Origin of the sequence: Clostridium sp., from assembly GCF_021372645.1 — a bacterium.
Taxonomy (GTDB): Bacteria; Bacillota; Clostridia; order Clostridiales; family Clostridiaceae; genus Clostridium.
This window is the reverse complement of the sequence record NZ_JAJFUC010000024.1, coordinates 1-11898: the sequence shown is the minus strand read 5'-3', so window position 1 is coordinate 11898 and position 11898 is coordinate 1. Positions and strand designations below refer to the sequence as shown.

The window sequence follows — 11898 nt, the reverse complement described above, 5'->3', positions numbered from 1 at the left end:
GAAGGAGCATTTGGAGTTCTAAAAAGTGATTATGAATTCAAAAGATTTTTAACACGTGGAAAAAATAGTGTCAAAACTGAATTTATTTTGCTTTGTTTTGGCTACAACATTAACAAATTGCATTCTAAAATACAAAATGAAAGAACTAGGAAGCATCTTCATGAATTAAAACCTACTGCCTAATTATGGAATAAAGTAAATAGGCCTATTTGAGTGCGCTTAAAAGTCAGAAATCTTTAAATAATTGATGTGGAATTTTAAATATTTGGATATTTACTAGTTTAAACCGAAAAGGAGCATCGCTCCTGATTAAAATTTAATCATTTTGCGACACTCCCTTTTCTTAAATAAAATTTAATGGAGATAGATAGTTATTACATTTAGTATAATTGACAAAAGTTACAAATAATATACAGTTAAAAATAAAAATTAAAAAGGATTCTGTTATGAATATGATATTTCACAACACATAAGTGTTTCCACTAGATAATTGAGATTCTATTTTTCTCTCATCAATACAAATTAAAGAGAATATACTTAATTATATATAAAACTTATTTTTATATTAAGCTTTATATATAATGTTTTTTTGAATTTAAATATATTTATTACAAAAATAAATATAGGGGGTGAGCCTTTACACTGCAAGGGTTAGAAGCGTATCGCTATGTATAAGCTAGTTAACAAGAGCATAGTGAAGCACTTTGCAGGTAATATAGTTTGTTGCAATTACTTCAGGGATTGTCATGTTGAATAATGTCGAAAGCGTGATACCATAGAGACATGGACTTCCTTGAGAACGCAAACATATACAAAAACGATTTTGAAAAATGAGTATATGAAAATCAAGAAACCAAATAAAACAAATAAAGGAGAAAAACTAATGAAGAAAGCATTTTTAAATAGGATTGTTATAGGTGTTATTGCAGCTACAACAATGACTACTTTAACTCCATTAGGAGTATCTGCAGCAACTAATAATTCAATAAACAACAATTGCTACAATTCAGTACTAAATAGTATTTTAAAGACAGGCTGGGTTTCCAATAATGGAACTTGGAATTATCTGGATGCAACAGGATGCATTAAGACAGGTTGGATTAATGATAATGGCAAATGGTATTACTGTGATAACACAGGAGTAATGCAAACAGGAGTTATTAAAGTTAATGAGAAAACTTATTGCCTAAACACATCTGGTGCTATGGAAACTGGAAAGGTTATAGTAAATAATAAAACATATAATTGTTCTTCAGATGGACAAGCTGTAGGAACTAAAATTCCAACATCTGATAAAACATTTAACTCAAATAATAGTATAGTAAACAATAGTAATCAAAACTCTACAGTAAGTAATTCAAATAATAATCAAGGAACAAATAATACAGGAAATACAACTAATTCAGTAGACAAAACTAGTACAAGCACAACTAATGCAGTAGACAAAACTAGTACAAGCACAACTAATGCAGGAAATACTACTAGTACAGGAAATAATACTTCTACAGGTATAACTACAGTTGCTGTACAGGGTTTGCCTCAATTACCAAACACTTATTCTATAAATGTACAAACTAGTGCTGAGGATCAAATTCTTCAATTAATGAACGGAAAAAGAGTTGAAGCTGGTTTAAAACCACTAACTTTAGATAATACTTTAGTACAAGTAGCAAGATATAAGAGTGACCATATGATACAATATAACTACTTTGACCATGTAACTCCACAAGGAACTAAATATACAGACTGGTTACAAGCAGTAGGGTACAAGTATACTACTGCAGGTGAAAATATAGCATATAACACTTATGACGCAGTTGAATTATTTAATCAATGGTGGAATTCACCAGGTCATAGAGCAAATATGATGAATGCTTCATATACTAAGGTTGGTATTGGAGTTGTTCAAGGAAACGGTAAATTTATGGGAACGCAAGAATTCTCAAATTAATAAATACAAAGATGTATTCTAAATAGATATAACCTTCATTATGTGAAGTTTTCCATATCATTAGGTAAAGGTAGCTCACTTTTGAATAGACAAGATGAAAATAAAACTCAAGGTAAATACCTTGGGTTTTATTTTGGGTGTGCCCAGCATATTTACTATCCATATTAGTAGCTAAATACCATGTATCATCTGAATCTTCAGCTTTACACACTGCAAGATTGCACTTCTATTTTTCAGCAGTTAGTAAAATTCCATTGAATTTCTTTACATATTTTTTTATAGGATTTATATTTTTTAGATATTTAATTTTTTGCTTTCCTTCTATTTTTACAAGCATATCATTAGTGCATCTTATGCAATACTTCCAGTCAAGTTCATTTATAAATTTAAATAGGTCTATACTTTTTTCCTGGTAATTTAATCCTTGAGTAACTTGTCCTTTTTACTGTCCGTAAGTCAGAATAGATGATATTTCTCAATCTATGATTAGTGAGGTTAAAATAATAAATAAACAGAAAAAAGTGGAAAATGAGGAAAATAAGTATTATAATATATATATAGTCTAACATAATAATATATAAATTTATAATTTTTATGGGAGGAAATATGCCAGAAACAATATTATTTGCATTTTTATGTGCAAAAATAAAAGGATATAAAATAAAACCATTGTTTAAGTCATGGACTATTTATCCTTTGATTGGGTTTGAAATAATCACTTTAATTGGACAAACTGCTACCTTTTTCGGTAATTATGAATTTATTGAAGTTGTAGGAAACTTAACAACTATTTATTTAATTACCTATTTATTATTAGTATTAAAATATGAGTTATATATAAGTTCAATAATAGGTTCATTTTTTGTACTTCTAGGAGGGATATTAAACGATATTGCAATAAAAGCTAATGGAGGTTTTATGCCAGTTTACCAATCCTTATCTTATTTAACAGGGCGTGTGATGTTAAAAAACTTTCAAAGAGTAAATGATATTCATATATTAGGAGATGCACAAACTAAATTAAAAATTTTAACCGACTTTATAGACTTAGGATACACTATCCTTAGTATTGGAGATATATTTATAAGAGTATTTGTATTTATTATAATATATAATTCTATAAAGAGAATTAATAATCAAAGGAGAAAAGAGAATGTTAAGATTAACAGCATTTGAATTTGTAGTTAGAATAATTCCAGAAGCGTTTGTAATAATATTAGCAATGTCTGCATTGTCTAATACAAAACTTAATGTAAAGAGATATATAATTTCAAGTTTATTATTTGGAGTGTATGTATATACTGTAAGAATGCTGCCTATAAATTATGGAGTACATACTATACTGGATATTGTTATAATGATCATTATTATGAGTAATATAAATAAAACAGATATTATTTCAGCTATAAAAGCTTCGCTAATAACAACTATAATTTTATTTATTTGTGAAGGATTAAATATTTTATTATTAAGCCTTATTTTTAAGGATAGGTTGGAAGCAATAATGTTAAATACCGTGTTAAAGACAATATATGGATTACCATCATTGATATGCTTTGCAATCATTACTATAATTTATTATTTAAGAAAAAGGGATGTTTAGATATGTTTAAAATTGAAAATATATGTGAAAAAATTTCTGGTTATATTGCTCAAGAATTAAATTTAGATGATGATAAAAAGTCTGTAATAAATTATGGTATATTTGCTTTTATTCAAATAGGAATTTGCATAGCATTAGTTATAATATTCGGATTAATTTTTAATGTAACTATTGAGGCACTTATAGTATCATTTACCATAAGTATATTAAGGAAAAGTTCGGGAGGAGTTCATGCACATTCTCCAGAATGGTGTGCAGTTATAGGAACTATTACTTGTGTTGGTATAGCGTTAATATCAAAATATATAAATGTTAGTTTTAGTTTTTTTATATTAGTTGGAAGTATCATATTTATATGGTCATATTATACTGTATATAAGTTAGCACCAGTCGATAGTATAGCAAAACCTATTAAAAATATTGAAAAGAGAAAAAAATTAAAAAAAAGTTCTATTATGATATTAAGTGTTTATTTAATTGTTGTAGTAATTAATATTCTATTTTATTTAGTAATGAAAAATTTTAGTTTATTAACTTATTCATTATGTATCTACATGGGATTATTATGGCAGGTTTTTTCTCTAACTAAGTATGGGCATTTAGTAATGGGAAAATTAGATAAACCTTTTATATAATATTTAAATATAAGGAGGTGAAATCAATGAAAAACAGAATTCTAATGGGTGTAGCAACAGTAGCTACTCTTATTGCTTCAATAGTTTCAACTTCTGCATGCATCTGGGGACATTATCAACCAGAAGAACCAAAGTGCTTAAGAGAAGAATAAGTTAAAATGAGACCAATATATTGGTCTCATTTTAACTATTATGAGGGATAGGATATGAAAAGTGTAAAAAATGATAAACAAAAACAAATAAATGATATAGTATCTGTAGTAAAATTATCTTCACTTTTGTTTGTAGGTATAATTTTATGTATAGAGTTTGTTAAAAATAATAGTTCAGTAATATGGGAAGTTGGATATTACTATGTATATGTATTTTTATGTACACCACTAATTATAATAAGTTTAATTTACTGTGTATGGACATTCTCAATAAAAAATAAAATTAGAAATATTTATGGAATTATATTTAATAATATTGAAATAGTTTTATTTATAACTATATTTTCAATGATTATATTGATATCTGGAGCAAATCAAAGTCAATGTAAGTTTTTATATCTATTTATAATAATAACAACAACAATTCAATCGGGAATGAAGCAGGGACTAATAGTTTCAGGTATTTCATCTCTGATTGTATTAGTTATGGATATTATTATGGTACCAAATGTAGCGGTAAATAATTATTTTCAAGATGATTTGGTTTTGGCAGGAATATTTATTTTAACAGCATGGCCTCTGGGTTTTTATGTAAAGATAGAAGGAGAACATATTAAGCAATTAGAAGATATGATAAATATTGATGGACTTACTGAACTTTATAATCATAGATATTTTTGTGATACATTAATAGAGAAAGTTAGGACTGGAGAGAGAGAGAATAAACCTGTATCCATGATTTTTATAGATATAGATTATTTTAAACAGTATAATGATACATATGGACATCAAAAGGGTGATGATGTTCTTAAAAAAATAGGTGAAGTTATTAAAACAAATGTAAGAGAAGGCGATATTGCTGCAAGGTATGGCGGGGAGGAATTTTCAGTAATATTACCTAATACTAGTGAAAAAGAAGCAATACTTATAGCAGAAAATATTAGAGAGAAAATAGAGTCTACATATTTTGAAGGTGAAGAAAGTCAGCCTAAATGTAAAATTACTGCTTCAATGGGAGTATCCGTTTATCCAGACAAAGCAAGAGATGATGTAGAGCTAATAAAGAGTGCTGATGATGCATTATATAGAGCAAAGTTTTTTAATAAAAATAGAGTTGAAATTTATACATCTATTTTAGATGAAATTAAAAATAATATAGATGAAAAAGATATTGAACTTGTTACATCCATAAAAACTTTAATCAGCGTTATAAATGCTAAGGACAAGTATACATATGGACACATAGAAAGAGTTGTGATTTATAGCAGAATTATGGCAGATAAGCTTCAATTAAATGAAACCGATAGAAAAACTTTAATTTATGGTGCTTATATGCATGATATTGGTAAGATTAATGTTAGCCAGGAAATATTGATGAAAAAGATGAAGCTTTCAGATCAGGAATGGGAGGAGCTTAAGCAGCATCCTGTTAATGGAGTGGAGATAATAAAATCAGTAAAATCTCTTCAAGAAATAATTCCATTAATTGCAAGCCATCATGAAAGATACGATGGAAAAGGATATCCTAATAACCTAAAAGGCAAGGAAATACCGTATCTTGCAAGAATTCTTACAGTTGCAGATAGCTTTGATGCTATGACCTCAAATAGACCATATAACACCAGAAAAACTTATGAAGAAGGTATTGATGAAATTGAAAGATGTATTGGAACACAATTTGATCCTGAAATTTCAAAGGCTTTTATTGAAGTTATTGCAAGTAATGCTGGGTCTTCATTTTTTGAGAATATTGATAATAATCAAAAAAGTAATAAAGATATTATATGCTAAAATTTTAAGGACTCTAGATAATTTTGTGTTTTATACAAGATTATCTAGAGTCCTTAAAGTAATATCTTTTTATTATTATATCAGAATAATTTCTATAAGGCACATTCAAAAAAATAACAAGTTAGTATGTTAGTCTATTTCAGATGCCTAAAAAGAATATTTTAACGATAAATAAGAGAGTACACTAATTTATGAAAATCTCTTATAAATAGATATTATGATAAGTTTCTTTTTTATGTATAATAAGAGTATAATGTAGTTATTCTCTATGATTAATGAAAGGAAAAATTGTGAATAATAATAAAGAAGATAAATAAATTCACAATAAAGATTAGTTATAAGAAAATTAAGCATCAAAGCATTAAAATTGTTATAAATGGAGAATTATTTGATAAGTAATTGTTAGACAAACAAAAGGTAATTCTTTATGCTAGTACAAATATTGTGCAGGGGTATTGTTTTTAGAAAGAGGAACACTTTTTGAAATATGTGGATCTTAAATTGAGGACGTTTAAGTTTATAAACTTTTGAATTTATGATACAATCAAGTATAGTATTAAATAATTATAAAATTAATTTTAGGCATATTAAAGAAAATAAATTAGAATACTAACTTGTTATTTTTTTTGAATAGGCTTTGAGTGGAGGAAGAAATATGAAGGATAAAAATATAGAAATGATGAAAAAATTAATAGAAGAAAAGAAACAAAAAGGAAATAATACTAAAAATAATGAAAGACCTAAAAAGACTATAGGTAGAATGTTATTGCATAGTGGAAGAACAACACAATAAAATAATATAATTCTAAATAGAAGAATAGAATTTTAAATAAAAAATTCTATTATAAATAAAGATGGAAAAATGAATTAGCTTGTCTATTTAGGGCAAGCTAATTTAGCATGCAATTATTTTCAATATTGTCTAAGTAACATATTGAGTTTCTATAAGAAAGGAGTCCTAAGTAATGGTTGATTTGCTTTTGTTAGGATGCGGAGGCGGAATGCCTATGCCAAACCGGTTTTTATCAGCAGTTTTATTAAGCTACAAGGGAAGAAAGATACTTATTGATTGTGGAGAAGGAACGCAAGTATCTATGAGAATATCAAATACAGGATTTAAAACTATAGATATCATTTGTATTACTCATATTCATGGAGATCATATTGTAGGGCTTCCAGGACTTCTTGGAACTATAGGAAATAGTGGAAGAACAGAACCTCTTACAATAGTAGGACCAGAGGGCATAAAAGATACAGTTGATAAATTAAGAGTAATTGCAAATTGGTTACCTTATGAAATCAATATAATAGAAAATCCAAAAGAAACATTTGAAATTAATAATGAATATATATATTGGAATACAAGAATATCAACATTGGAATTAGAGCATTCATCACCGTGCATGGGATATAGTTTTGATTTTCAAAGGCAGCCTAAATTTGATGTAGAAAAAGCTATTCAAAATAATGTACCTAAAATTTTATGGAGCAGACTGCAAAAGAATGAAAAAAAGATTATGTTAGATGGAGTAGAATATACTTATGATATGGTCATGGGAAAAGAGAGAAAAGGTATAAAAATAAGTATGACAACAGATACAAGACCCATTGAAACCATTAATAAATTTATTAAAAATAGTGATTGCTTTATATGTGAAGGTACTTATGGCGATGATGAGGATTTACCTAAGGCTGTTAAAAATAAACATATGACTTTTAGAGAAGCAGCAACCCTAGCCCATAATGGAAATGTTAAAAACCTACTATTAACACATTTTGGCACTGCAATGAATGAGCCAGAAGTATATTTAAATAATGCAAAAGAAGTATTTGAAAATACTACAATTGGTTTTGATAGATATAATGTAACTTTAAATTTTCAAGAAGATGATTAAGGTGAAAACTTCAGTAGTATGTAAATATAATGCAAACTACTTTAAATAGATAATTGTTAATATATTAAGAATAGTTTATAATATTGCAGAAAATTATATTTTAGTAAAAGAAATAAATGTAGAAAAAACAGTTGAATTTTAACTAACCATGGACATAATGTGGAATAAATTGATATAATAAAGAGAAAGGAGGTATGTAATTACCATCTTTCTCTTTTGAGTTAAGGTGTGTTTTAATATAATATTAACTTTATAAGAACTTAAATACATTATTATTAAAATTTAACTACTTAATGTATACTTTTATGTTAAAAAAGAAATTAAACTTAGGATTAGAATATAATTAACTTATATAATAAGGAGACGAAAGAAAAATGTTATTTAGAAAAATAATTTATGTGTTTTACATAATATTGGTACTTATTAAAGGATTGAAGTATGAATTAATCAAGAAATTTAAAGGGGAGGCTTCAGCATTAGAGTATTCTCAAAAAACAACACATCTTTGGTGTAAATTTATCATAAAGACTGTAGGAATAGACTTAGAGATAAAAGGTTTGGAGAATATACCCAAAGAACCTTGTGTATTTATAGGCAATCATTCAAGTATATTAGATATACCCATATTACTTTGTACTGTAAATAGAAACATAGGATTTATATCTAAAAAAGAAATTCTGAAGACGCCAATAATAGGTTATTGGCTAAAAAGAACTAACAGTGTGACTTTAGATAGGGAAAATCCACGAACAGCTGTTGAAGCTATTAATGAAGCAGTACAAAATTTAAAAGAAGGAAGTTCAATGGCTATTTTTCCAGAGGGAACTAGAAATAAAGAAGGAAAAGTAGGAGAATTCAAAAAAGGCAGTTTAAAGCTTGCAACTAAGGCTAAGGCAAAAATAGTGCCAGTAAGTATAGATAGAGCATCTAGAGCTTTTGAAGACAATAGAGAATTTAAACCTACAAAGATAAAACTTGTATTTGGAGAAACTATAGATACTAAGAATTTATCAAAAGAAGAAGAAATAAACTTGGCAGAGAATATAAGAAATACCATTATATCTAATTTAGGCATATGAAAGAAGAAAATAAAGGCTACAATAAAAATGCTGATATAGAGTATACATAAACATCAGTTTTTTCCTCACATGGTCAAGGGTACTTAGTGCTTTAGGATAAAGTTGATTTAGCAATGCATTGTGACGCACAAGAGTAATTTGGTACCTATGTTTATAATATTTGGAGGAAAAAATGAGACTAAAATTTGAATATAAAAATAAAGAAATAGAGTTTGATATAATTCATAGAAAAAGGAAGACTATTTCAATAAAAGTAGAGGAAAATGGGCAAGTTATTGTAAGTGCACCTTTAAGAATTAATAAAGAGTACATTTTGAAAATTGTGCAGAATAAAGCTGACTGGATTTTAAAAAAGCAGGATAAAGTAAATGAAAAGAGTTCAAAGAAAATTACTAGAGAAATTACTGAAGGAAGTACATTTATGTATTTAGGAGAAGAATATCCTTTGAATTTGATCTTTGATGAAAGCAAAAAAAATATAATTGTTGAATTGAGTAAAGAAGCTTATGATAAGCCAATTAAATATATTACTTCAAATATAAAAATAAAGTCAGAAAACAAATCTGAAAGAGAATTCTTTGAACGACAAAGATTTATAATATATACAAATACAATGGATATAGAGAAAATAAAAGTGGCATTTGAAAAATGGTATAGGGCTGAAACCCTTAAAATAGTTACAAAAAGAATAGATTATTATGCAGATAATTTTAAAGATAAAGTGACAAATATAAGAGTCAAGGAACAAAAAAGAAGATGGGCAAGTTGCACTGGCAAAAATGCTATTCTTTTTAATTGGAGAATTAGTATGGCAAGAGCTGATGTTTTGGATTATATTGTGGTTCATGAAATGTGTCATATGGATCATAGAAATCATTCAAAATATTTTTGGAATAGGGTAGAAGAAATAATGCCTAATTATAGAGAAAAGCATGGTTGGCTTAAAATAAATGGCATGAATCTATATTTGTAAGAAAGTAATTTTAGGTATATGAAAAAAGACTTCGTAAAGTTTATGCGAAGTCTTTTTGTATTATAGGGTTTAGTGGTAGTGGGGGATATTCCTCATAAAAGATATATGTAAAAGAAATGTGGGGAAATTATTTATTGTGTATTGACTATGATATTATCAATACAAATAAGAAATATATATCGTGGCGTTTTTGTAATAATGAAAAAGATCCTAATGATTTAGCGGAATTAGTTAAGAATAGAGTTAAAAGAGCAACTACAGGATTGTAGATAATCACGAATTAAAGAGTGTTACCAAGAAGAAAATGCAAGTTATCGAATAGTTAACTCTAGTAATCTCTAATGATTATAAGTGGAATTTTATTTTGATATACCATTGAGGGCTAAACTTGGAAAAAATATTTTGAGTGATTTAATAACATCTCCTTTTTAGCATCTTGATTTTTCCCACCAGCCAAATGCAACTATTACCTTATCACATTTTGAACTTGATGATTTTATAACTATGACATAGTTTCCACCTGGAGACTCTATAAATTTTCCATCTTCTTCACCTACTAATGTTGTATTAGGTGGTACTAATCTTTCATATACATTAACTCCATTTTGAGGAACGATAGTGGTGGATTCTACAAATCGAATATCTACCTTGTTTTTTGGAAGAGGTTTTAAAGCAGTATTGGTTGGAGAAATCTTATAGGATACACTCCCTTTTTCAGGAAGGCTAGTATTGAGCCATATTTCAGCAGTTAAATAGTCATCGGAGAAATTTGAAATAGTAAATACATTTGTATATAAATTAACACCTGAATTACGTGGGTTTACTAAACCAGCCCAGGCAATTGATCCATTACCTACCCACAAAGTTTTTGTTTGACCTACAAAGTATTTTCCTTGAATTGATTTAAATAAAGAAACTGGAATACTAACTACTTTTTGTAGTTTAGTATTTTTACTTTTTACTATATAATTACTGTTTTTCTGTAACATCAATAACATCTCCTAAGAATTATTTTCTGGTATACATTACTACGACTTTTATTCCAATATATAATATTCAGTAAATGTTGAAATGTTCATAGGTGATATATAAGTGAAATAAGCATTCTATAATGATACAGAATATTCGTAAAGTGAGTAGAATTGAAATGATGAAACAAAAAGGGAGTGTCGCAGAATGATTAAATTTTAATCAGGAGCGATGCTCCTTTTAGGTTTAGAACAAAAGTTTCTAAATATTTGAAATGTCACATTTATTATTTTGAATATTTTTGAATTTTAAGCGCACTTAAATAAGCCTAGTCACTTTATTTCATAATTATACAGTAGATTTTAATTCATGAAGATGATTTTGAGTTCTTTCATTTTGTATTTTAGAATGTAATTTGTTAATGTTGTATCCAAAACAAAGCAAAATAAATTCAGTTTTAACACTATTTTTTCCACGTGTTAAAAATCTATTGAATTCATAATCACTTTTTAAAACTCCAAATGCTCCTTCGACCTGAATAGATCTGTTCATTCTCAATTTAGTTCCAAATTCAGTTGTAATATTTTTATAGGATATTTAACGTTTTTTCACAAAAGTTTTTGAAACATGCATTTTTCTATTTCCTTTTGCTTTTGTGCACTTTACTTTGTAATTGCAGTTATCACATTCATACACAGTTACTTCAGACTTGTATCCACTTGCGGATTTTCTATGAATAATAGAAGTCGGTATCAACTTTCTATTATTATGGCAAATATAAAAATCTGATTCAGCATCGTATTTCATATTTTCACGTTTACTTATATTATTTTTAAAACTTCTTTTTTTT

The 11898-nt window shown here is 27.2% G+C and carries 13 protein-coding genes and 1 pseudogene; 12 read left to right on the top strand and 2 right to left on the bottom strand.

From position 1 onward, the window contains the following. From LLF98_RS03405 to LLF98_RS03350, 12 genes are all read left to right on the top strand, one after another. The coding region (locus LLF98_RS03405; RefSeq protein WP_291700823.1) for a transposase at positions 1–183 on the top strand (183 nt) is incomplete at its 5' end. Positions 184–883: 700 nt separating this feature from the next. After that, entirely contained in the window at positions 884–1951 is a 1068-nt protein-coding gene (locus LLF98_RS03400; protein WP_291700821.1) for a CAP domain-containing protein, read from the top strand. Positions 1952–2557: 606 nt separating this feature from the next. Beyond that, entirely contained in the window at positions 2558–3127 is a 570-nt protein-coding gene (locus LLF98_RS03395; protein WP_291700819.1) for a DUF5317 family protein, read from the top strand. Beyond that, entirely contained in the window at positions 3105–3554 is a 450-nt protein-coding gene (locus LLF98_RS03390; protein ID WP_291700817.1) for a hypothetical protein, read from the top strand. Before LLF98_RS03395 ends, LLF98_RS03390 begins: the two co-directional genes overlap by 23 nt. Positions 3555–3556: 2 nt before the next feature. Beyond that, entirely contained in the window at positions 3557–4189 is a 633-nt protein-coding gene (locus tag LLF98_RS03385; RefSeq protein ID WP_291700815.1) for an accessory gene regulator B family protein, read from the top strand. Between the two features lie 26 nt (positions 4190–4215). After that, positions 4216–4341, top strand: a complete 126-nt coding sequence (locus LLF98_RS03380) for a cyclic lactone autoinducer peptide (RefSeq protein WP_291700813.1) — start codon at positions 4216–4218, stop codon at positions 4339–4341. A 54-nt stretch (positions 4342–4395) separates the two neighbouring features. Beyond that, on the top strand, positions 4396–6132 hold the full coding sequence (locus LLF98_RS03375; protein ID WP_291700811.1) for a diguanylate cyclase: 1737 nt from the start codon (positions 4396–4398) through the stop codon (positions 6130–6132). A 655-nt stretch (positions 6133–6787) separates the two neighbouring features. Then, positions 6788–6925, top strand: a complete 138-nt coding sequence (locus tag LLF98_RS03370; RefSeq protein WP_291700809.1) for a hypothetical protein — start codon at positions 6788–6790, stop codon at positions 6923–6925. Between the two features lie 172 nt (positions 6926–7097). Next, entirely contained in the window at positions 7098–8027 is a 930-nt protein-coding gene (locus tag LLF98_RS03365) for a ribonuclease Z (RefSeq protein WP_291700807.1), read from the top strand. Between the two features lie 374 nt (positions 8028–8401). Beyond that, entirely contained in the window at positions 8402–9106 is a 705-nt protein-coding gene (locus LLF98_RS03360) for a lysophospholipid acyltransferase family protein (RefSeq protein WP_291700804.1), read from the top strand. Positions 9107–9278: 172 nt separating this feature from the next. Continuing rightward, the gene (locus LLF98_RS03355) at positions 9279–10079 is read left to right on the top strand and encodes a SprT family zinc-dependent metalloprotease (RefSeq protein ID WP_291700803.1); all 801 of its coding nucleotides are present in this window, start codon (positions 9279–9281) and stop codon (positions 10077–10079) included. A gap of 134 nt (positions 10080–10213) precedes the next feature. Next, complete coding sequence (locus tag LLF98_RS03350) at positions 10214–10348, top strand: hypothetical protein (protein ID WP_291700801.1); 135 nt, start codon at positions 10214–10216, stop codon at positions 10346–10348. Between the two features lie 159 nt (positions 10349–10507). On the opposite strand, the gene LLF98_RS03345 is transcribed toward LLF98_RS03350, so the two are convergent. Continuing rightward, on the bottom strand, positions 10508–11068 hold the full coding sequence (locus LLF98_RS03345; protein ID WP_291700799.1) for a DUF6143 family protein: 561 nt from the start codon (positions 11066–11068) through the stop codon (positions 10508–10510). Positions 11069–11396: 328 nt separating this feature from the next. Next, positions 11397–11855 (bottom strand): annotated as a pseudogene (locus tag LLF98_RS03340) (transposase). Positions 11856–11898 lie beyond the last annotated feature (43 nt).

Excerpts from the sequence above, each read along its gene's own strand:
- LLF98_RS03385 (WP_291700815.1), top strand. The coding sequence starts at position 3,557 with ATGTTTAAAATTGAAAATATATGTGAAAAAATTTCTGGTTATATTGCT.
- LLF98_RS03345 (WP_291700799.1), bottom strand. The coding sequence starts at position 11,068 with ATGTTACAGAAAAACAGTAATTATATAGTAAAAAGTAAAAATACTAAA.
- LLF98_RS03370 (WP_291700809.1), top strand. The coding sequence starts at position 6,788 with ATGAAGGATAAAAATATAGAAATGATGAAAAAATTAATAGAAGAAAAG.
- LLF98_RS03380 (WP_291700813.1), top strand. The coding sequence starts at position 4,216 with ATGAAAAACAGAATTCTAATGGGTGTAGCAACAGTAGCTACTCTTATT.
- LLF98_RS03395 (WP_291700819.1), top strand. The coding sequence starts at position 2,558 with ATGCCAGAAACAATATTATTTGCATTTTTATGTGCAAAAATAAAAGGA.
- LLF98_RS03365 (WP_291700807.1), top strand. The coding sequence starts at position 7,098 with ATGGTTGATTTGCTTTTGTTAGGATGCGGAGGCGGAATGCCTATGCCA.
- LLF98_RS03400 (WP_291700821.1), top strand. The coding sequence starts at position 884 with ATGAAGAAAGCATTTTTAAATAGGATTGTTATAGGTGTTATTGCAGCT.
- LLF98_RS03375 (WP_291700811.1), top strand. The coding sequence starts at position 4,396 with ATGAAAAGTGTAAAAAATGATAAACAAAAACAAATAAATGATATAGTA.
- LLF98_RS03355 (WP_291700803.1), top strand. The coding sequence starts at position 9,279 with ATGAGACTAAAATTTGAATATAAAAATAAAGAAATAGAGTTTGATATA.
- LLF98_RS03360 (WP_291700804.1), top strand. The coding sequence starts at position 8,402 with ATGTTATTTAGAAAAATAATTTATGTGTTTTACATAATATTGGTACTT.
- LLF98_RS03390 (WP_291700817.1), top strand. The coding sequence starts at position 3,105 with ATGTTAAGATTAACAGCATTTGAATTTGTAGTTAGAATAATTCCAGAA.